Below are 21,431 nucleotides of genomic sequence, written 5' to 3'. Positions count from 1 at the left end.
TGCGGCACAAACGCTGATTATTCCCGGAATCGCCCGGGGCGAAAAGCATCCAGGCAGACCGCCGGCTCCTCGCCATCAATGACCTGAGCAATCACATCGGCACTGCCGGCAGACAGGGTCCAGCCGAAGGTACCGTGGCCAGTGTTGAGATACAGATTGTCTCGGGGGCCACGGCCGATGATCGCGGGGCCATCGGGGGTCATCGGGCGGAAGCCGGTCCAGGCCTCGGCAGACTGCAGGTCGGCACAGCCGGGAAACCTCGACTCCACCGATTTGCGGATGGTCGCCAGCCTGGCGCCGGGAATATCGCGATTGAAATCATTGAGCTCCACAAAACCGGTGGCCCGCAGCCGGTTACCGAGGCGGGTGGACACCACCTTGAAGTTGTCGTCGTGGATGGTGGAGGTCGGCGCCCGGCCCGGGTCTTTCAGCGCAACCGTCAGGCTATACCCCTTCACCGGATAGATCGGCAATTCCAGACCCAACGGCGCCACCAGGTGATTTGACCAGCACCCGGCACTGACCACTACCGCATCCACGTCGAGGGTTTCCAGCGTTCCGTCATCGGATCGCAAGGCGATGGCCGTGACGTTCCGGGCATCGGCGATCAACCTCTCTGCCTCCACGCGATAGCGGATCTTCACGCCCTTTTTCTCACAGGCGGTTGCCAGTTCCCGCGAGAACAGGTGGCAGTCACCGGTGCCGTCGGTGTCATAACTCAGGGCTCCAAAAAGCGGCCCATCGCCCACCATGCCGGGCTCCGCCTCCCGCACCTGTGACGGTGTCAGCAGGCGGGACGGAATACCCAGCTCCGTCAGCAGGTCGTGGGTTTCCCGGTAGTGATCCATTGCCTCCGGCGTGCTAGCCAGATGAAGCAGCCCATGATGGTCACCATCAAAGGCCAGGCTCAGCTCCTGTTCCAACGCCAGAAACCGTTCCCGGCTGTGGCTGCCCAAACGCAGCATGGCCCGCCGGTTCAGACCAAACAACCCGGGCGACCAGGCATAGCGCAGAGTGGCAAACAGGAACCTGAGGGTTTCTACGGAGGGCGGCATCCGCAGCTTGAGCGGGCCGTCCTGTTTGAAGATCCAGGGCAGCGCCTTAAAAACCATCGCGGGGTCCGCCCACGGATACACCACCGCGTAGGAGCGCTGGGCCGCGTTGCCCTTGCTGGTCTCATTGCCGGCAATACCATGGCGTTCCAACACCGTGACCTGATGCCCACGACGGTTCAGTTCGTACGCGGTGGTCATGCCTACCACTCCGCCACCGACAACAACAACATTCATTGGCTGTTCCTCTGTGTCCGCCAACCCATTTACTCCACGCCGCTTCTCGCCAACAGCTGGCGATACCGTTCCAACACCTCTGCGTTCTCCTGCGGATATTCCGGAGCCAGCCGCTGTAATTGCTCTGCAAGCATCGCCGCCACGATGGCCCGGGCCTGGGGCTTGCGGTCGCCGGGCACAACAAACCAGGGTGCCGCCGCGATATGAGTCGCGGCTACGGCTTCCTCCGCGAACGCTTCGTACTGCTGTCGCTTTTCCCAGCCATCAATATCCGATTGGTCAAACTTCCAGCGCTTGCGAGGCTTGTCGAGCCGCTTGAGCAGGCGCTGACGATGCTCATCCTCCGACAGGTTCAGCCAGACCTTGATCACCGTGGTGCCCTCTTCCACCAGATGACTCTCGAAATTCCGGATCGACCGGTACCGGTTCTGCCAGTGGTAACGTTCAGGCGGGTGAACAGGCCATACCCGTTCGGCGATCACTGCCTCGTGGTGGCTGCGATTGAACGCCACCATGTCACCAAACCCGGGCAGATAGGGCGTTACTCGCCAGAGAAAATCGTGCCGGGTTTCGGCCCCCTGGGGGCGGCTGAACGACCAGGCGTGGAAACCGGCCGGGTCGGCGAAGGTCGCCAGGGTGCGGATCAGGCTGTCCTTACCACTGGTGTCCGGGCCGTGCACCACCAACAGCAGAGCGCGCTGCCGGTTGGCCCACAGCCGCCGCTGGTACTCGCCGATCTGCTCGAGACTGGCTTCCAACGCCGGCACGGCGCGATCATCGTCAAGCAGGGTCGGGTAGTCCCGGAAACGGGGTGTTTCCGGGTCGAACAGAAATGCGCGCGCGAACGCCGGTAACGTCATCAGAATGCTCCGTGCTACTGACTATCAGTCCGATACAGGCCAACAATCGGACAAGCTGGTAAACTTGTGCCATCAAATTCTCAGCATAGCAGTCAATGTTCCGGCTGCCCTGGAGTGTAATACCCGGCCATGAGTAAAAAACGTCGCGAGATTCCCGTATTCGATCAACCCATCATCGAAACCCACTGCCATCTGGATTACCTCAAAGATCGCCCCCTTGAGGAGACACTGGCGGAGGCACAGCGGGTCAACATCGAGAAAGTGATCACCATCGCGGTGTCTCCGGACAACCTGGCGCGGGTGCGTGAACTCAGCCAGATTGCGCCCTGGGTCTATGGCACCCAGGGCATCCACCCCCACGATGCGGAAAGTTATTCAGACGAGGTGGAAGCGGAGATTCGCGCCCATGCCGGCGACGACAAGATCGTGGCGGTGGGCGAGATCGGGCTGGACTACTTCTATGACAATGCCGACCGGGACGTGCAACGCCAGGTGTTCCGCCGCCAACTGCAGATCGCCTGTGACAGCGACCGGCCGGTGGTCATTCACAGCCGCGATGCCGACGACGACACCATTGCCATCCTCAGCGAGTTTGAGGCGACGCTCACGCGCCGGGGCGTGATCCACAGTTTTACCTCCGGCCCGGGTCTGGCGAAATACGCGCTGGATCAGGGCTGGTGCCTCGGCTTCAACGGCATTACGACGTTCAACAAGGCTGAAAACGTGCGGGACATCGTGCGTATGGCGCCCATTGAACAGATTCTGCTGGAGACCGACTCACCGTTCCTGACACCGGTGCCCTATCGCGGTCGTGAAAATGCGCCGTTCTACATCCCGTTTGTGGCCGAGAAAATCGCCGAGGTGAAGGAACTGCCGCTGGATCAGGTGCTGGCGCATACCTATCAGAACAGCATCCGCACATTTTTCAACACACCCTGACCGCACCACCGGGGCTGCCCTAGGCCCCGGTATCTCCGGCGTCGAACAGACAGTAGCCGTTGCGGCCGGCCTGCTTGGCCCGGTACATGGCCTGGTCCGCCTGTCGCAGCAGCTGATCGCCATCCAGCTCGGCCGCTTGCGGGTACAACGTGACGCCGACACTACCGGATACTTCGACCATATGGTCCGCAACCCAGACCGGCTCGGCGATTTCCACCAACAGCCGTTTTAGCAGCTTCTCCAGGCTGGTACGGTCCTGAACGTTGACAATGATGGCGGCGAACTCATCGCCACCCAACCGGGCCAGCGTGTCCTCTTCCCGCAGCATCGCGCGCATGCGGCTGGCCACTTCCACCAGCAATTCGTCGCCCGCGCCATGGCCGAAGGCATCGTTCACCGGTTTGAAATGATCCAGGTCGATGTAGACCACGGCCAGATGATCGCCCTGCCTGCGGGCCTGTGCCATGGTCTGCTGGAGGCGGTCAGCAAACAACGAGCGGTTGGGCAGCTGGGTCAGCGCATCGTAGTGGGCCATGGTGCGGAGTGTGTTCTCCTGCTCCTTGAGACGACTGATGTCGCTGAAAATGCCGACAAAGTGCGTCAGCGTTTCACGCTCGTCGAGCACCCGGCTGACCGTCAGCGCAAGAGTCAGATTCTTGCCGTCGGCGCGTTTCGACACGAACTCGCCGGCCCAGAACCCACGCTCCCTGGCGGTGTGGAGAATGCCCGGCCCCTCCTCCATTGGCAGCGGCGGTAAACGGCCGGTGGCCCGCGCCCGCGAGTACCCGATCATCGACGAGTAGGCGCCGTTGACGTCAATCACCATGCCGTGCTCGTCGGTGATGAAAATGGCTTCCCTGGCATGCTCGAACACGCTGGCGGCCAGGCGCTGGCGCTGCTCCGCCTGTTTTCGGCGGGTCACATCGTAGAGCGCACAGAGGATCACGTTGTCCTGTTCGCCGCCCTCATGGATAGGTGCCAACGTCATGTCCGCCCACAGTTGGGAGCCATCTGCGCGCTCGAATATCCACTCTCCGCTTTCCACCAACCCCGCTCCGACCCTCGCCATCACCTCATCGACCTTGGCCGCCGAGCTCTCGCCACCCGGCTGCAACAGCGGCATGAAGGAAGCGACTGCCTTGTCCATCACGAACTCATGGGAGGGACACCGAAGCAGCTCGAGCGCCGCACGGTTGAAATCAAAAAAACGCCCATCGCGAATCATCAGCATGGGCTGTGGCCAGCTCAGGATCAGTCGGCGCAAACGCCGCTGCTCCGTCGCCACCTGGCGCTTTTTGCGGCCCAGCCAAACCGAACTTGCCAACAGAAGGGCCAGCAACAGGCCCACCGCAACAACCCAGAACCGGTACTGATGAAAGGCATCCAGCCACGTCAGTTGGGGGGCATGGTCATAGGGCGCAACCCGCAGCTCACGGGCCAACAATTCCACGGACTGATAGTCTGCCGGAGGTGCAAAACCGGCGATGCCGGCGGCGCGGGCTGCAGGGTCGTCGGCGCCCAGGGCAAACAGAGCGGAGGCAATGCGACGAACCCGAGCCTGATCCACGTGGGGAAGCGCCACCAGCGGCCATTCCGGGTACAGCCGGGTCGACACCTCATAAGGAAAGCCGGAGAGATTCTGGGCATTCAATACCTTGAGCTGATCACGCAGGCGCGGGTTTTCCGCCGACATCTGCTCCAGAATGCCGGTTCGGATGAAGCCGGCGTCTACATCCCCGGCCAGCACCGAGCGCACCACTCGATCGTGGCTCCCCAGAAGCTTGATGCGGCCCCGGCGGCGAGGATCAACGCCCACCCCGATCAGTTCAAGCAGTTGGCTCTGGTAGCCACCGAGAAAATGCACGCCCGGGCTGGCGATAATCCGGCCATCAAGGTCCTCCAGACGGTTGATGTCGTCCCGCTGCCGGCGCGCTATGATCACGCCCCCCAGGCTCGCTGTGCTGGTCGCACCGGATTGGCTCAGCACCGTGGCGAGCACTCCGGTTACACTGCGCTCACTGCGGATCACCAGAAAATGGCTGGGGTTGGTCAGAAACAGGTCCAACTGGTTGGCGGCGAGGGCACGGTTCATGTCGTCCTGCGCCAGTACTTCAAGGCGAACGTCCAGCCCGGTTTTCTCGCTCAGATAATCCGCCAGCGGCTGATACTGCATCAACATGACATCCGCCGGACGATAGGCGAACACCCCCAGGGTGATCTCCTCCTTTGCGGTGGCAATCGGCGCGTTCAAAACCAGCAGAAGAAACAACCAGGACAGTCGCTGCAGACGCTTCACAACGGCCCCCGTGGGAGGAAGGACGCATCGCACAACCCTTTCAGATCAACCGGCATTTTAAGTAGCCCTTCCCTGAGCATCAGTTGGTTGAGACTGGCAGCCACCTGTTCGACACGGCCGCTCGGTGCCAGATACCGCTGGTTGGCAGAGAGGTCTGGCAGCATGACGGTCGCCAGGGCGCGGCGAACAGCCTCGGGCGTCACCTGTTGGCGGGTGGCAATTCGGTAGACGGCATCATGAAAACTTCTCACCAGATGGCTCAGCCCCCTGAAATGGCCTGCCAGCAGATCCCTCAGCGCCGGTTTCAGTGTGCCGGCCCGTTCCCGATTCACCACAAGCACATCGAAAATCGTGTCCGGCAGGGAACGGCTGTCAAACAGTCGGACCGCCCCCCGGGTTTCCAGCACCGACGCCACAGGCTCATAACTGACGGATGCGTCAATCTCACCACGCTGCCAGGCCCGGGAATGCTGATGAACCGGAAGGTCGACAATCTCAAGGTCTGACGGCTCAAGGCCCGCCTGCTCCAGTGCCCTGAGGAGCATGATGGCGGGCGCTCCAGCGAGCTCTACCGCCACTTTTTTTCCCCGTAGATCGTCCAGTGACTGCATCCCCGCACGGGCCATGATCACATCCGCACCTGCGGACACATCCATCACGGCAATCACCGTCAGCGGCACGCCCAGCGCCATTACCCGTAGGGCTTCATCCAGTGTCACGGCGGCCGCATCCAGGCGCCCCTCGCGCAGACCTCTGACGGACTCCGACCCGGTTCCGCCCTTGACCAGGGCGACGGTGTCTTTCAGCCAGCCAAATTCCTCGGCCAGATACAGAGACTCATAGCCGATCCAGGGGTGAACGCCAACCTGCAGTGGCGGTCTCCGACTGCAACCCGGAAGGCCAGCACCCGCCAGGGAAGCAGAAGCCAGCAATCCAATAAATTGGCGACGGCGCATGAACCAGACTCCGGGCGTCTGCATGAATTATGACTAACGTTGTATCACATAATAGACCGGCACAAGGCCGCCTTTCGTTCATAGGGCTCTGCGCGGCATAAAATCTAGTGAAAAGACAGAAAAAGCCCCATCAGGACCGGAGACAGAAACGACAGTATAAATCCCGAGGCAATGGCAACCGGCACGCAGGCCAGACCGCCGCTGCTGCGGATCACCGGGAGTGTGAAATCCATGGCGGTGGCCCCGCCATAGCCGATGGCCATGGCCGGGCGGCGGGCAATCAACAGCGGAATGATGGCCAGTGCGATAATTTCGCGGATCACGTCGTTGAGGAAGGCCACCCCTCCCCAGGCCGGCCCGAGGGCGTCACCCACTACAATGCCCGACAGCGAATACCAGCCAAAGCCGGAGGCCAGCGCCAGCGCGTCGTGCCACGGTAAGGCCAGAAGCGGCATCAGCGCCAGGCCCGCCAGCAGCGAACTGCCCGCCATCGCCAGTGCGATACCCAGCCCCTGACGGTTCATCAGCAGTTTGCGCAGGGACAAGCCGGCATTACGCAGCTGCAAACCAATCAGGAACAGCAGCAGCATCAGCGACCAGGTCGCCAGATCCTCCGCCAGCGGCAGATCCGGCAACAGAAAATACCCGGCCAGCGCGCCGAAAGCCACCGCCGCTAGCGGTTTCAGGCCGGCCAGGAACAGGCGCTGATAGCCGGGGCGCGGAGCACTCTCCTCCTGCGCCACACTCATGGGTTGCCAGCGGTGGAACAGCCAAAGACCGGCAAGATTCGCCACCAGCAACACCCCCACCAGTGCGGCCACCTGAATGGCCATGTCACCGAGCTGCTGGGTCAGCCCCTCCATCTGGCCAAGACCCAGCCCCAACAGGGCAAGAATGAAGTACACCAGAGCCTCTACGGTGTAATGAATCACCGTCATCAACCGCCGGTTCTGCAGCGGCAGGGCAAAACCGAAAAACAAAGGGGCAAGAATCAGCAAGGCGCCGGTGAGCATGGTGTCCTCGAAACGGGGGTGGGGGTCTTGAAATCAGTCGATGGGCTCGTACTGATCGGGATCAAACAGGTAGCGGCTGTCTATGGCTGCAGTATCGGTACGGAGATTGCGGGCAAGACGCTGGGCAGACACCGACCATACCACGTGATCGGCGGGCCTGGGGTCGTAGTCATCCTCAAGCAGCGCTCCGGCAATGGCCCGCAGTACCGCTTCGGCACGCCCGACACTGCGGTAGGGGCCCTGGCACCGCTGCTTTTCCGGCTGGCCGGCGTCCGTACCGCTGAGGGCGACCAATGCCCAGATATCGGCACCCACCTGTTTTACATACAGTTCAACGCGGCGCTCTTCGCGCACCAGAACCAGCGCACGGAGTGGTGAGCGGCCATGGAAGTAGTGCAGTTTCACTGTCGCGCTCCGTCGCCGTCAGTGCAGTACATGGTCGCCGCGGTCCTGAACCAGCACCCAGGGCGCGACAACCACCGCCCAGAGCTCGGTCTTTTCATCGTACCAGGCCTGTGCACGCTCCGGGGCAACGTCACCGATGCGGTTGTCTGCCATCCACTGCTGGAACTGCGCGGTGTTGTCCGCTGCCAGTTCGGCGGCCACATCCAGCAGGTCCAGATCCGGCTCGACCCGGACAACATGCCCGCGCGCGTAGTAGGTCTGCAGGTCGTGCCAGCTGATTCGGGAGGTTTCGAGGTTCAGTTTGGTGAGTAATTCGTCGCGGGACGATTTGGACGACATAACGTGCCTCGGAGCCAGTAAATTACAGTTACAGATTACCCGTTCGACCTCCTCTAAACCAGTAGAACCGAATGGTTCCCACTCGAGAACGGGCAGTCTTCAGTCCAGCTTTTTCCAGATATCGCGGATCTTTTCAGACAACGTCATCGGATCGAAAGGCTTGGGAATAACGTCGACAGCGCCCTGTGCGAGATACTCTCTGACCTCCTCAGGCTGCACCTTAGCGGTCATGAAAATCGCGGGAGTATTGCGGAACTCCGGTCGTTCACGAATGGCACGCAGGGTCGACGGCCCGTCCATCTGAGGCATCATGACATCCAGCAGGATCAACTGGGGGTTAAAGGCATCCAGGTTCTCAAGCGCGCTGGCGCCGGAGCCACAGGCCTGCAAGGTGAAGCCTCCGACGGCTTCAAGAGCAAGCTCAGCAACGGCACGGATATCCTCCTCATCTTCAACCAGCATGATTCTCTGTAGCTGTGCGCCGGATCGAGTCATCTACAAATCCCTCGTCTGTGATGCTTATTTCACTCTGGCTCAACCCCCGTCAGCACACTGTCGAGATCCCCGACTGCGGTCACGCCATTTCGGCCACCGGATTTGCGACCATAAAGAGCTCTGTCAGCCGCCTCAATGGCATCGGCAGCTGTCTTGAAGCCGCCAAGCGGGGCAATACCAACACTCAGCGTTACCGAAAACGGGGCCTCGCTTCCCTTGAAGGTAATCGTTGACAGCTGATTACACACCTCCTGCATCGATTGTCTCGCGTCCTCAATCGAGCAGTTTGGCAGCGCCACGATGAACTCTTCACCCCCATAGCGACCAATAACATCCGTTTGTCTGAAGTGATGCCGAAGAACGTTTGCCAGACCTTTGATCACCAGATCACCGACCCTGTGCCCATGCCGGTCGTTCACCTGTTTGAAATGGTCAAGATCCAGCATCGCCACAACAGACTGCTCCCCCAGCCTCTGACAACGCGCGTGCTCCTTGGCAACTTCAGTGTTAGCCAACGAGTGTTTCAGCAGGCCGGTCAGGCTGTCGCGGGAAGCAAGCTTATCCAGTTGTTTGGCGCGATAGCATCGAACTTTGGCCGCTTGAACCAGAATGCTATCGGTAACCGGTTTGGCCAGAAAGTCATCGCCTCCCTGCGACAAGGCATTAAACTGAAACTCCCTGTCCTCCTCAGACGACAAAAAAATGATCTGTAACCCCACCCACTCAGATTCAAACCTGAGCATCCTCGCGAGAACCGGCCCGCTGAACGGTCCCATCTGCATGTCCATGAGCATGATGTCAGGGCGGAACTCCGACAACGCACTCAAAACCTTGGACGGTGAGCTCACCTTGCGCACGTCGAACCCGGCATTTTCTAAAACCACGCTGTAGTGCTCAAGCAATTCCTGGTCATCATCAACGATCATTACCCGGCCCGAGTCGGATTCAGTTCGTTCACTGATGAGCCGCTCCATGCAGTCAACCAGCGCAGGCACATCAATTGGCTCGCTTGCATAACCATCGGCTCCAAGCGATGCGAGCCGATAGCGATTTTCAAAGGTATCTTCCGAACCGATACAAATCATGGGAGCCCGCGTTTCGCCAATCACCGGCAAAACACTCTGCTGAATCAGCACGCGGTCACGGACAAGCACCACGGCTGCGTTGAGAGACACAGAGTCAGACGGGAGAGCGAACGAGGTAACGCATTGCACGATGAACCCGTGAGGGCGCAGTGCGGCGGCAAGCGACTCCCCGGCCTTTTCATCAGGCTCGACAATCAGCACTTCGAGCTGCTCCGAGGACGCGACATGCCTCTCTGCTGAATGCTCAGGGGCTTCCGCGGTGGCCTCTTCCGCAGTCAGGAGATCTGACAGCTTCCTGACTCGCTCCATGAACCGATCATCAAGAAGCTCAGCGATCGTAACCCGCTCGTTACCCGGCCCGGTGCCGTCGCCGTCTACATACGGCTTGAGTTCCAGTTCCAGCGCTCGCGCTTCATCACCGAGGGCGCGAAACCCAAAGGTTCCTGCGGAACCCGCCAGCCGGTGCAGCGACTGATAGGCCAGCCGCAGTGCTTCCGGATTGCCGTCTCCAGTTGCCGCAAGGCGCAATGCGTCACACACGGCCTGCTGATCAGCTAGCGCTTTTTGCTCGAAGCGCGCCTTCAAAAGACCCAGCTTTTCCTTAATATCGACCCTGTGTGCTTCGGACATATGCGACTCAATCAGATCCGCTCAAAATATCTTTTATGCCATACTAATCGGGCAGTTCCAGATCTGCCATTTATATTTATAAAGTACCACCGAGGAAACCAACTTGCCCAAATTTTCGCTCGGCACCCGCTTCGCGCTCATCATCGTGCTCGGATCATTATCAATTGTGGCAGCAATCATGGCCGTCGCCTACAGCGCGCTAGTAGACGACTTCGAAACGCTCCTGACCCAACAACAACTCACCGAGACCCGGCGTATCGCATCCGAGGTGGAGCAGCGCCTCCAACTCAAACTTGATGTACTTGCTGAGTCAGCAAGAATGATGAGCGATGGCCAATCACTGCATTCCCTGCCCGAGATCCAATACCTGCTTGATCGGCAAAGTCTATTGAGCTCGCTTTTTCCAGACGGGGTTTTAGTACTGAACGCAGAAGCAACGGCTGTCGTGGAAAATCAGTATGCTCCTGGTCGTATTGGCACCAACTATGCGGATCGGCAGCATTTCCGCCAGGCCATTCGAACCCGTGAGCCCATCATCAGCCGGCCGATTATGGGTCGCGCTACCGGGGTTCCGCTGTTGTCGTTCGTGACTCCCATCGAATCCGATGAAAACGACCTGCTGGGGTTAATGGCCGGTGCCGTCAATATTGGTCAGACCAGTCTTATTCCGCTTGACAGGCTGACCCGCCTTCGCGATCGAAACGATACATTCAAAGTCGTTGATATCAATAATTATCTCTACATCGAAGGCGGACCAGCGTCCGGAGCGCGAGTACAGCCTTTACCTGCGCCAGGGGCCGACCCGCTGGTTGACGCGGCGTTATCCGGCATCACTTTCGGAACGGTAACCGATTCCACCGGCGAGGAATTAATCTATGCCGCCAGCCACCTGGAAAATCTGGGTTGGATGTTTGTACGCGCGGTGCCATATGAGCGGGCGACCGCCCCTGCAAAAAACTCTTTCATGAAGTTTCTGGGAATCAGCGTGGTGGTTGGTTTAGTGATTGCTGCCCTCAGCTTTCTCGCAATCCGATCAACAATCAAACCCCTCAACAAAATGACGCAAACCATCGAAAAAATGGCCCGAAACCCCTCCCGGGGACAGCGCCTCATCGCCGCAGGCTCCATCGAGACCAGGCAGCTGGCCAATGCATTCAACCAGTTGATGACTGAGCGCGATGTGATCAGCAAAATGAAAGAAGAGTTCGTTTCCAACGTCAGTCATGAGCTGCGAACGCCGCTCACATCGATCAATGGCGCGCTCCGATTGCTGGCGTCCGGTGCCGCAGGGGAGCTACCGCAGAAAGCCGAAGAAATGGCAAAACTGGCATTGCGTAACGGAGACCGGCTCCAGCTACTGATCTCCGATCTCCTGGATTTCGGCAAACTCGCGGCCGGTCGAATGAGCATCAATTTGTCTGCACAACCCATACTTCCGATCATCAAAACCGCCATCGAGAGCAATGCATCCCTGGCCCATGAGCGCGGCCTGTCACTGGAAATTGAGGGGGACGAAAACCCGGTTGTGCTGGCGGACGCGCATCGATTAAGGCAGGTGCTGGACAACTTCATCAGCAATGCGATCAAATTCTCGCCCCCGGACCTGGCAATTTCGATCCGAATCACACAACGCCGCCCGGGCTATACGTCGATTATCGTCCACGATCGTGGCACCGGGGTACCGGAGCACTTCGAGCCCAAGCTGTTTGAACGTTTTTCCCAGGCCAACAGTGGCTCGGCAAAGTCGGTCACAGGCACCGGGCTTGGCCTCGCCATCTGCCGGGAACTTGCCACGCTCATGAATGGGCAGACAGGCTACTTCTACGACCAGGGCGCCAATTTCTGGATTGAGTTACCCAATGTTGTAAGCAGGAAGACCAGTACCGATGAAAGCACCTGACCTGAGCCACAAAGAGCTCCAGCGGCAAGCGGCTCTTGAACGAACTGGCCTGCTTGACACTCAACCTGAAGAACGATTCGACCGCTACACGGCGATCGCCTCCAAAGCGTTCAAGGTGCCAATTGCTTTGATCAGTCTGGTGGACAGCAACCGACAATGGTTCAAGTCCTGCCAGGGGCTTTCGATCTCGGAAACCCCCCGCGAAGTCTCTTTCTGTAGCCACGCGATTCGTGAATCGGAAATCCTGGTGATCGAGGACACGCTCTGCGATGACCGCTTCATGGACAACCCGCTAGTCACGGAGGAACCCCACATTCGCTTCTATGCGGGTGCGCCATTACATGACAGTGACGGCTTCCGACTTGGAACCCTCTGCCTGATCGACCGCGCGCCGCGCACCTTTGATCAGAATGACCAGGCGCTTCTGCGTGAAATCGCCGATTGCGTGGAACGTGAAGTTAACCTGCAGGTCGCCACCGAACTCTACCAGGAGCTCAAGAGCAGTGAACGCCGAGCCAAAGCCGTCATAGAAGGCACGCGAATTGGTACCTGGGAGTGGAACGTACAGACAGGTGAAACGGTCTTTAACGAGCGCTGGGCCAACATCTGTGGCTATCGGCTCGACGAACTCGAACCGGTCAATATCGAAACCTGGTTGAACCTTGCACACCCGGAGGATCAACTGGAATCGGAACGCCTGCTCAATGCCCACTTTTCCGGCGAGCTGCCAGAGTACGATTGTCGGTGCCGCATGAAACACAAAAACGGCCACTGGGTATGGGTGCACGATCGCGGCCAGGTCTTCGAATGGACCGAAAAAGGCGAACCTCTGATGATGTGCGGCACCCACGCCGACATCACCAATGAAATGGCTAGCCTCGACCGCATACAGCGACAAAATACCGCGTTGAGCATCCTCAATGAATTGGCCCTCGATCCCGAAACCGATGACAACGCAAGGATCGAGAAAGCCCTGCGCCTCGGGGCAGACTATCTGGATCTGGATCTGGCGATCGTGAGCGAGATCACCAGAGACGTATACTCGGTACGGTGGTTTGTTGCCCCAGCCGAAGCAGGACTTGAACAGGGCCTCAGCTTTCCTTTGGTCGACACCTATTGCTCACTGCTGCTGGGGTCTCGAGACAGTCTGGCGATCGCCCATATGGCGAAATCCCAGTACCGAAACCACGACTGCTATGACAAGTTTGGATTGGAGAGCTATCTTGCCGCGCCTGTTTTTATCCGGGATAGACTTTACGGCACCGTCAACTTTTCCTCCCCGGAACCACGGGCTCAGGACTTCTCCGATACCGATATCACGTTCGTAACGCTCCTCGCGCGATGGATCGCTGGCGTCATCGAGCGCAAGCTCAGTGAGCAGATTCTGAACAAGCTGATCGAGCAGACACCCGGGATGCTTTACCAGTTCCAGCGCTGGCCGGACGGCCACTCTGCCTTTCCTTTTTCCAGCCCACACATCAAGGATATCTACGGCGTCACCAGCGACGAAGTCAAAGACGATGCCTCGGTCTGTTTCAACAAGATACATCCGGATGACCTGGCGGAGATGATGGTCAGCATCGAAAGGTCCGCAGAGACACTGTCGATCTGGAATGCCCATTACCGGGTCAAGGACGGGCACTCAGGCTGGCGCTGGGTCGAAGGGAAATCATCGCCAGAACTCATGCCTGATCAAAGCGTGATATGGCATGGTTACATCGCCGACATTGACGACACCAAGCGCACAGCCCTTGCTCTGCAGGAAAGCGAAGCTCAGCTGCGACGGCTCTACGAGCTGTCCCCCATTGGTATTGCGCTGAACGATTACCTGTCGGGCGCGTTTCTGGATGTCAACGAGGCCCTGCTGGAGCCAACGGGCTACAATCGCAATCAAATGATGTCAATGAACTACTGGGACCTCTTGCCGAGGGATTTCGAAAGCCAACGACAGACAATCATCACCAAACTCCAGACCGAGAGACGCTTTGGCCCGTACGAGGTAGAAATCGTGCGGGCCGACGGCTCCACCTACCCAGCCGTCGTTCGAGGGATGAGAATACGCAACCCCTCCCAACAACCACTGATCTGGACGTTGATCGAGGACATTTCTGAGCGTAAGAAAATAGATCGGCTGAAGAGCGAGTTCATCTCAACCGTCAGTCATGAATTGCGAACGCCACTGACGTCCATTGCAGGATCCCTGAGTTTACTCTCGAACAACACCGTCGGTGAGCTCTCACCAGACGCATCGAGGCTGGCCAAAATTGCTTACCGCAACAGCCAGCAACTAACATTTCTCATCAACGATCTTCTCGACATCGAAAAACTCGTCGCCGGGAAAGTCATTTTCCACCTGGCTGATTGCCGAATCGCTGATGTGGTCAGTGAATGCGTCGAGGGAATCGAAAGCTTTGCGCTCGATAAGCGGATAACCGTCAGGATCGGAGAATTGCATGACACAGTCGTCAATGTCGACCGTGTGCGACTGCGTCAGGCGCTTAACAACCTGCTCTCGAACGCCATCAAGTTTTCTTTTGATGAGTCCGAGGTTCATGTATTTACCGAACTCTCACTTACCGGCATCCGGATGTGTGTCCGCGACCAGGGACCGGGGATCCCGGCGGACTTCAGGGACAGAATTTTCCAGAAATTTTCCCAAGCCGACGCGTCTGATCGCCGATCGCAGAGTGGCACCGGCCTGGGGCTGGCCATCACTCGGGAGCTGATGCATGCGATGGCCGGCGAGGTGGATTTTGCATCGGAGGAAGGCCACGGTGCGTGCTTCTGGCTGGACTTGCCACTGACCCAAGGTCATAGCAAGCAGTCAGCCTGAGGGCCGCCGCCCTCCCCCGAATGGGCCCTTTGTCCTGAACAGACGCCAGAGCCAGCGATCCCTCGCTAGGCTGTGCGCAGCATCTCCCTCACGACGTAATGGAGAATGCCGCCGTGCCGGTAATAAACAGCCTCGTTGGCGGTATCGATCCTTGATTTCAGGTCACAGGTCTGGGTGCTGCCGTCCTTGTATTTCACCGTCATTTTCAGGGTCTGTCCCGGCTGAATGTCACCGGACAGGCCCTCGATGCTGATGGTTTCCTCGCCGGTCAGCTTCAGGCTCTTGCGATCCGTGCCCTCCGGGAACTGCAGCGGCATCACCCCCATACCAATCAGGTTGGAGCGGTGAATGCGCTCATAGGACTCTGCCACCACGGCATTCACGCCCAGCAGACGGGTGCCCTTGGCGGCCCAGTCCCGGCTTGAGCCAGTGCCGTATTCCTTGCCGGCAATCACCACCAGGGGCGTACCCTGGGCCTGATACTTCATGGCGGCATCGTAGATGGCCATCTGTTCACCGGTGGGCACAAAGCGGGTGTATCCGCCCTCCACACCATCAAGCATCTCATTGCGGATGCGCACGTTGGCGAAGGTGCCACGCATCATCACCTCGTGGTTGCCGCGGCGGGAACCGTAGGAGTTGAAATCCTTCGGCTCGACCCCGTGGTCCTGCAGATACTTTCCGGCCGGGGTGTCCGGTTTGAACGAGCCGGCCGGGGAAATATGGTCGGTGGTCACCGAGTCCCCCAACAATGCAAGGATGTGGGCGTCGCGGATGTCATCAATGGCCTCCGGCTCCTCCCCCATGCCCTCGAAAAAGGGCGGGTGCTGGATGTAGGTGGACTTGTCTGACCACTCATACACCTTGCTCTCCGGGACCTTGATCGACTGCCAGGTGGCATCGCCGTCGAACACCGCCGCGTACTCGGTGCGGAACATGTCGGTCTTCACCTTTTCCACCGCCTCGGCAATTTCCTGCTGACTCGGCCAGAGATCTTTCAGATACACCGGATTACCGTCCTGATCGGCACCCAGCGGATCTTTGAAGAGGTCCAGGCGCACGTTACCGGCCAGGGCATAAGCCACCACCAGCGGCGGCGACGCCAGCCAGTTGGTCTTCACCAGCGGATGCACGCGGCCCTCGAAATTGCGGTTACCGGACAGCACCGAGGCCACGGTCAGGTTACCGTCGGCAATGGCCTTCTCCACCGCATCCGGCAGCGGGCCGGAATTACCGATACAGGTAGTGCAGCCGTAGCCCACGAGATTGAAACCCAGCTTGTTCAGATCGTCCTGGAAGCCGCCCACGCGCAGATAATCTGTCACCACCTTGGAGCCCGGCGCCAGCGAGGTTTTCACCCAGGGCTTGGTCTGCAGGCCTTTGGCGACGGCTTTCTGGGCAATCAGGCCCGCGGCCATCATCACACTGGGGTTCGAGGTATTGGTGCAGGACGTGATGGCCGCAATCACCACCGCACCCGGGTCCAGCCGGGTTTTTGCACCGTTCATTTCCATCGGCTGGCTGGCGGCGTGGTGGTAACTGTCATCCACACCCACGGCAGTCTGGCCGCCCTCAGACTCGAGTTTGCCCTCACGGCTTTCAGCCGGGCCCTCGGCCGTTTCCATCAGCAGCTCGAACGAGGCTTTCATGTTTTTCAGGGCAACCCGGTCCTGGGGCCGCTTGGGCCCCGCCAGACTGGCCTCCACGTCACCCATGTCGAGGGTCAGACGGTCGGTGTACACCGGCTCATGGCCCGGCTCGCGCCAGAGCCCCTGGGCCTTGGCGTAGGCTTCAACCAGTTCGAGCTGAGTATCTTCGCGACCGGTCAGTTTCATGTACTTGATGGTCTGCTCGTCCACCGGGAAAAAGCCACAGGTGGCGCCGTATTCCGGTGCCATGTTGGCGATGGTGGCACGGTCAGCCACCGGCATGTCCTTCAGGCCATCGCCGTAGAACTCCACGAACTTACCGACAACGCCTTTCTTGCGCAGCATCTCGGTGACGGTCAGCACCAGATCCGTGGCGGTAATGCCCTCACGGAGCTTGCCGGTGATTTTGAAACCCACCACTTCCGGAATCAACATCGACACCGGCTGACCCAGCATGGCCGCTTCGGCCTCGATGCCGCCCACGCCCCAGCCCAGAATGCCGAGGCCGTTGATCATGGTGGTGTGGGAGTCAGTGCCCACCAGGGTGTCCGGGTAGGCGATGGTCTTGTCGCCCTGGTCTTTCTGCCACACCGTTTTGCCCAGATACTCCAGATTGACCTGATGGCAGATGCCGGTGCCCGGCGGCACCACACGGAAATTGTCGAAGGCCTGCTGGCCCCAGCGCAGAAACTCGTAGCGCTCCTGATTGCGCTCCATCTCAATGGCCACGTTGTCCTTGAACGCCGAGGAGTCACCGAAGTGGTCCACCATCACCGAATGGTCAATCACCAGATCCACCGGCGACAGCGGATTGATCATTGCCGGATCCTTGCCTGCAGCTTTCACCGCCTCGCGCATGGCGGCGAGATCTACCACGCCGGGCACCCCGGTGAAATCCTGCATCAGCACGCGCGCCGGCCGGAACTGGATTTCGGTGTCGGACTTACGGTCCTTCAGCCACTGCACCATGGCGTCCATATGGCTGCGTTCAACGGTGACATCGTCTTCGTTACGCAGCAGGTTTTCCATCAGGACTTTCAGGGAAAACGGCAGGCGATCCAGATCGCCGAGGGTCTCCGCCGCCCTGGGCAGGCTGTAGTAGTGAAAGGTCTTGCCGCCCGCTTCAAGGCTGGACAGGGTATTGAGGCTGTCATTACTGAGACGTTCGCTGGACATGGGGTGCCCCCTTTTGGCTGATACATGATGGCCGGGTTGGGAAGTCTCCTATAACTATTGCAGCGAATGCGCAGACTTCAACCAAACCACCATGAATGTTCGGGATCACTGCGGTGAATAGCGCCCCGTGAGGCTTGGTTCAGAGCTGCTGACGGTCGCCGTAAAGCTGGGCATAGAGCCCGTCCCGGGCGATCAGTTCATCGTGGTGGCCCTCCTCGATGATGCGCCCGTCCTCGAACACGCAGGCGCGGTCGGCTTTTTTGACGGCACTCAGTCGATGGGCAATGATCAGGGTAGTACGCTGGCTCAGGAATTCATCCAGCGCATCGTGAAGCCGGTGCTCGGTGTCGGAATCCAGCGCCGAGGTGGCTTCGTCGAGAATTACAATGGATGGCTCGGTCAACACCATGCGGGCGATGGCCAGCCGCTGACGCTGCCCGCCGGAGAGCCGCACGCCCTGGCGGCCAATCATGGTGTCCAGCTGGCGTGGCATCGCGGCGATGGTGTCGTCCAGCTGGGCAATTTTCAAAGCCCGCCAGAGGGCGTCGTCAGGCTTGTCACGCCCAAGGGTGAGATTCTGCCGCACGGTGTCATTGAACAGCGCCGGATGTTGCAGCACCGTGGCCACGTGCTCCCGCAGACACGGCAAACCGATGCGCTGCACAGGCACATCGTTGATCAACACCTCACCCTGCTGGGCGGTGTACATGCCCAGAATCAGCTGCACCAGCGTGGACTTGCCCCCACCACTGGCGCCGACAACGGCCACTTTCTCGCCGGGGGCCAGGTGCAGGTTGATGCCCTTCAGCACCGGCTCGTCGTCGTAACGGAAGTGCAGATTCCTGAGGGTCAGGCTGACGGTGTGGCGGCCACGGAACGGGTTCTCCAGCGCCGGATAGCGGGGTTCCTCTTCCAGCTCCAGTAACCGGTTGATCCGGGCCAGGGCGGCATTGGCCGCAAACCAGGCGTACTGCATGTTCAGCATTTCCTGCACCGGCGTCAGCATGAACCACAGATACCCGAAAATCGCGAACATCATGCCGATGCTGAGATCACTGAACAGCACGGTCACCATGGCTGCCCCGCGGAACGCGTCGACACCGAACTGGAACAGCGCAAAACTGGCGCGGGTAGCGGCGTCACTGCGCCATTCAAACTGGATGGCGTGATCGCGCACGCTGCGGGCGCGCCCGATCAGTTGTCGCAGGTAATGCTGCTCGCGGTTGGCGGCCCGCAACTGGTGAATGGCGTCCAGGGTTTCGGTCAGGTCGCCCTGGAAGTCCTCGTAGGCACTGTTCTCCCGGCGCTTCAGCTCCTTCACCCGTTTACCAATCAGAATGGTGGCAAAGATCACCAGCGGGTTGAGCAACAGAATCAGCAGCGCCAGTTGCCAGTGCACCCACAGCAATACCGCGGCAGTGCCGGTGACCGTCAGGCTGGCCACCAGAAAACGGCTGATGGTGCTGCCAAGAAACTGATCAATGGTATCGAGATCGGTAATGAAGTGGCTGCTGATGGCGCCGGAACCGCGGGTTTCGTATTCCGACATGGCCACCCGCTGCAACCGGCCCAGCAGACGGGATCGGATGCGGAACACCACATCCTTGGAGATCTTGGAAAACTCCCGCGACTGCAGCACGTTGAACGCCAGCGCGCAGACCCGGAGCGCGAAGGCCGCCAGCACCATCAGGGCAATGTAGACCATCGGCTGCTGCCAGCCTGTCGGCAACAGGGTGTTCATGAACGGCAACACCGGGCCACTCTCCTCCAGCAGAACCTCATCCACCAGCACCGGCAACAACAGGGGCACCGGCACGCTCATCAGCGTTGCCATAATGGCCAGCATATTGGCGCGCACCAGTCTTGGCTTGTGCTTCAACGCCAGCGCCAGAATATCCCGCCAATGGTAGTGCGATGGATGGCTGGCCGGCGGTGTTTCGCGGGTCTCAGGGGATTCTGGGTGTGGTGCCAAGTGGCCTCCCGGTTTGTGGATCTGATCTCTCCCTTACGTTGCAGGGCGCACAATAGTCTACCCGTCACATTGTGGCGGGGGCACGGCTTCTGTCATTATTGACGCCCTATTCTCTGACGGACCAGAACCAGGCTCACTGTGAAACACGATTGTCATTACCACCCGGGCGATGCCGCCAAATGGCACTGTGGCGAATGCCAGATACACTACTGCAGCCGCTGCATGCCAGACGCCGACAGCCGCAAGCGCCACGCCCTGTGCCCCCGGTGCAGCCGTGCCATGCGCTACCTCGGCGCAGCCACCGAAGTGGTCCCGTTCTGGAACCGGCTGGGGGCCTTTTTCCGCTACCCGTTCCACACTGACCCGCTGATTGTCATCGCCATCTGCACACTGGTGCCGCTGCTGGTCAAAGCCAACATCGTGGGCATTATTATCACCCTGTTGCTGGCGCTTGCCCTGCTGAAATATACCTACGATGTCATCCGCCATACTGCCGAGGGCCATATGAAACCGCCGCCGGTCTCGGTCGCGTTCAGCGGCAGCGGCTTCGATATCGTGATCCTGCAGTTGCTGGTCTTCGTGCTGATGGGCGGCCTGGTGGGCGCCGCCGCCATGATCGGCGGGCAGCTGCTGATGATGCTGGCCCTGGCCTTCGTGATTCTCGCCCTGCCGGCCAGCATCATGGTGCTGGCGATGGAGCGCTCGGTGGTCGCGGCGGTCAATCCGATGAATCTGGCGGTGCTGATTTCCCGCATTGGCAGCCCCTATTTCCTGCTCTATGGCTACCTGATCCTGCTGACCCTGGCTTCCGGTGCGGCACAGGACTTCGCGGTCAACCATTTCCCGCTGTGGTTTTCCCAACCGCTGGCAGGCTTTCTGAACAGTACCTTCACGCTGATTCTGTTCCATATGCTCGGCTACCTGCTGTTCCAGTACCAGGAGGAGCTTGGCTTCGCCAGCGACCTTCAGGACGGTGAGCAGCCCGGCGAGGTTCAGCAACGTGACCGCAGCGCCCGCTTTGATGCCGACATCGACATGAACCTCAAGGACGGCAACTACGACCGCGTCCAGTCGATGCTCAAGGAAGCGCTGAAAAAAGACCCGCAGAATCCCCAGCGCATCGGTCAGCTGTTCCGGCTACTGCAGACCCGCAACGACACCGCCGATCTGTACCGCTACCACCCCCGCCTGCTGGGCTGGCTGGCAACGGGCAACAACGGCGACGACATGGCCACCCTGCTGGCAACCCTCGAAACCGTGGAACCGGGGTTCCGCCTCGACGACCCGGAGCTGGCGGTTCGCTGTGCTCGCACGCTGTATCCGCGCGGTCACTTCAAGGCCGTGCTGAAACTGCTGCAGGACTTCCACAAGCGTTTTCCGGACAGCCATGAGCTGGCACCGGCCTATCTGCTGGTAGCGCAATCTCTGGCCAACGGACTGAATCAATGGGAAAAAGCGACGGCTTTTCTCAACTTCATCCAGAAGCGCTGCGGCAACCACCCACTGCACAGCCAGATCGCCACCTACCTCAGCCAGGCGGAAAACCGCGAGCCCCTGAAAGGACCGAAAGCGTCGTTTGTCGTTGAGGAATAAG

General features: G+C 59.7%; 15 protein-coding genes. 4 read left to right on the top strand and 11 right to left on the bottom strand.

Annotated elements, in window-relative coordinates:
* Positions 1-17: 17 nt before the first annotated feature.
* Positions 18-1,289: a D-amino acid dehydrogenase gene (locus tag R0125_RS00195; protein ID WP_317236728.1), complete on the bottom strand. Its 1,272-nt coding sequence runs from the start codon at positions 1,287-1,289 to the stop codon at positions 18-20.
* Positions 1,290-1,318: 29 nt separating this feature from the next.
* A complete protein-coding gene (locus R0125_RS00190; protein WP_248181668.1) occupies positions 1,319-2,149 on the bottom strand; it encodes a polyphosphate kinase in 831 nt (276 codons plus the stop codon).
* 129 nt (positions 2,150-2,278) lie between these two features.
* Here R0125_RS00190 and R0125_RS00185 point away from each other — a divergent pair, with 129 nt between their 5' ends.
* Complete coding sequence (locus tag R0125_RS00185; protein ID WP_317236727.1) at positions 2,279-3,088, top strand: TatD family hydrolase; 810 nt, start codon at positions 2,279-2,281, stop codon at positions 3,086-3,088.
* 19 nt (positions 3,089-3,107) lie between these two features.
* Here the strand turns inward: R0125_RS00185 and R0125_RS00180 are convergent, their stop codons facing one another.
* From R0125_RS00180 to R0125_RS00150, 7 genes are all read right to left on the bottom strand, one after another.
* Complete coding sequence (locus R0125_RS00180) at positions 3,108-5,384, bottom strand: diguanylate cyclase domain-containing protein (RefSeq protein ID WP_317236726.1); 2,277 nt, start codon at positions 5,382-5,384, stop codon at positions 3,108-3,110.
* Positions 5,381-6,340 carry an ABC transporter substrate-binding protein gene (locus tag R0125_RS00175; RefSeq protein WP_317236725.1) on the bottom strand — a complete coding sequence of 320 codons (960 nt, stop codon included), beginning with the start codon at positions 6,338-6,340 and terminating at the stop codon, positions 5,381-5,383. Before R0125_RS00175 ends, R0125_RS00180 begins: the two co-directional genes overlap by 4 nt.
* Positions 6,341-6,444: 104 nt before the next feature.
* The gene (locus R0125_RS00170; RefSeq protein ID WP_317236724.1) at positions 6,445-7,353 is read right to left on the bottom strand and encodes a lysine exporter LysO family protein; all 909 of its coding nucleotides are present in this window, start codon (positions 7,351-7,353) and stop codon (positions 6,445-6,447) included.
* A 33-nt stretch (positions 7,354-7,386) separates the two neighbouring features.
* Positions 7,387-7,758, bottom strand: coding sequence for a hypothetical protein (locus R0125_RS00165; RefSeq protein WP_248181673.1), 372 nt, complete (start codon positions 7,756-7,758; stop codon positions 7,387-7,389).
* A gap of 18 nt (positions 7,759-7,776) precedes the next feature.
* Positions 7,777-8,097 carry a DUF2288 domain-containing protein gene (locus R0125_RS00160; RefSeq protein WP_317236723.1) on the bottom strand — a complete coding sequence of 107 codons (321 nt, stop codon included), beginning with the start codon at positions 8,095-8,097 and terminating at the stop codon, positions 7,777-7,779.
* A gap of 99 nt (positions 8,098-8,196) precedes the next feature.
* Positions 8,197-8,592: a response regulator gene (locus R0125_RS00155; protein WP_317236722.1), complete on the bottom strand. Its 396-nt coding sequence runs from the start codon at positions 8,590-8,592 to the stop codon at positions 8,197-8,199.
* Between the two features lie 29 nt (positions 8,593-8,621).
* Entirely contained in the window at positions 8,622-10,307 is a 1,686-nt protein-coding gene (locus R0125_RS00150) for a diguanylate cyclase (RefSeq protein ID WP_317236721.1), read from the bottom strand.
* Between the two features lie 103 nt (positions 10,308-10,410).
* Here R0125_RS00150 and R0125_RS00145 point away from each other — a divergent pair, with 103 nt between their 5' ends.
* Complete coding sequence (locus tag R0125_RS00145; RefSeq protein ID WP_317236720.1) at positions 10,411-12,207, top strand: ATP-binding protein; 1,797 nt, start codon at positions 10,411-10,413, stop codon at positions 12,205-12,207.
* Positions 12,194-15,040, top strand: a complete 2,847-nt coding sequence (locus R0125_RS00140; protein ID WP_317236719.1) for a PAS domain S-box protein — start codon at positions 12,194-12,196, stop codon at positions 15,038-15,040. The genes R0125_RS00145 and R0125_RS00140 overlap by 14 nt, the downstream gene beginning before the upstream one ends.
* A 65-nt stretch (positions 15,041-15,105) precedes the next feature.
* On the opposite strand, the gene acnA is transcribed toward R0125_RS00140, so the two are convergent.
* Positions 15,106-17,865 (bottom strand): aconitate hydratase AcnA, encoded by a 2,760-nt coding sequence (acnA, locus tag R0125_RS00135; RefSeq protein ID WP_317236718.1) that lies wholly within the window; start codon positions 17,863-17,865, stop codon positions 15,106-15,108.
* 139 nt (positions 17,866-18,004) lie between these two features.
* Positions 18,005-19,837, bottom strand: coding sequence for an ABC transporter ATP-binding protein (locus R0125_RS00130; protein ID WP_410797524.1), 1,833 nt, complete (start codon positions 19,835-19,837; stop codon positions 18,005-18,007).
* A gap of 138 nt (positions 19,838-19,975) precedes the next feature.
* Here R0125_RS00130 and R0125_RS00125 point away from each other — a divergent pair, with 138 nt between their 5' ends.
* Positions 19,976-21,430: a hypothetical protein gene (locus tag R0125_RS00125; RefSeq protein WP_317236717.1), complete on the top strand. Its 1,455-nt coding sequence runs from the start codon at positions 19,976-19,978 to the stop codon at positions 21,428-21,430.
* Position 21,431: the final 1 nt, after the last annotated feature.

The organism is Marinobacter sp. M-5, from assembly GCF_032911545.1.
Taxonomy (GTDB): Bacteria; Pseudomonadota; Gammaproteobacteria; order Pseudomonadales; family Oleiphilaceae; genus Marinobacter; species Marinobacter goseongensis.
This window is presented reverse-complemented; position numbering and strand designations above follow the sequence as displayed.

What these genes read in the sequence shown, in the direction of transcription:
- R0125_RS00195 (WP_317236728.1), bottom strand. Translation starts at nt 1,289, where the DNA reads ATGAATGTTGTTGTTGTCGGTGGCGGAGTGGTAGGCATGACCACCGCG.
- R0125_RS00190 (WP_248181668.1), bottom strand. Translation starts at nt 2,149, where the DNA reads ATGACGTTACCGGCGTTCGCGCGCGCATTTCTGTTCGACCCGGAAACA.
- R0125_RS00185 (WP_317236727.1), top strand. Translation starts at nt 2,279, where the DNA reads ATGAGTAAAAAACGTCGCGAGATTCCCGTATTCGATCAACCCATCATC.
- R0125_RS00175 (WP_317236725.1), bottom strand. Translation starts at nt 6,340, where the DNA reads ATGCGCCGTCGCCAATTTATTGGATTGCTGGCTTCTGCTTCCCTGGCG.
- R0125_RS00170 (WP_317236724.1), bottom strand. Translation starts at nt 7,353, where the DNA reads ATGCTCACCGGCGCCTTGCTGATTCTTGCCCCTTTGTTTTTCGGTTTT.
- R0125_RS00160 (WP_317236723.1), bottom strand. Translation starts at nt 8,097, where the DNA reads ATGTCGTCCAAATCGTCCCGCGACGAATTACTCACCAAACTGAACCTC.
- R0125_RS00155 (WP_317236722.1), bottom strand. Translation starts at nt 8,592, where the DNA reads ATGACTCGATCCGGCGCACAGCTACAGAGAATCATGCTGGTTGAAGAT.
- R0125_RS00150 (WP_317236721.1), bottom strand. Translation starts at nt 10,307, where the DNA reads ATGTCCGAAGCACACAGGGTCGATATTAAGGAAAAGCTGGGTCTTTTG.
- R0125_RS00140 (WP_317236719.1), top strand. Translation starts at nt 12,194, where the DNA reads ATGAAAGCACCTGACCTGAGCCACAAAGAGCTCCAGCGGCAAGCGGCT.
- acnA (WP_317236718.1), bottom strand. Translation starts at nt 17,865, where the DNA reads ATGTCCAGCGAACGTCTCAGTAATGACAGCCTCAATACCCTGTCCAGC.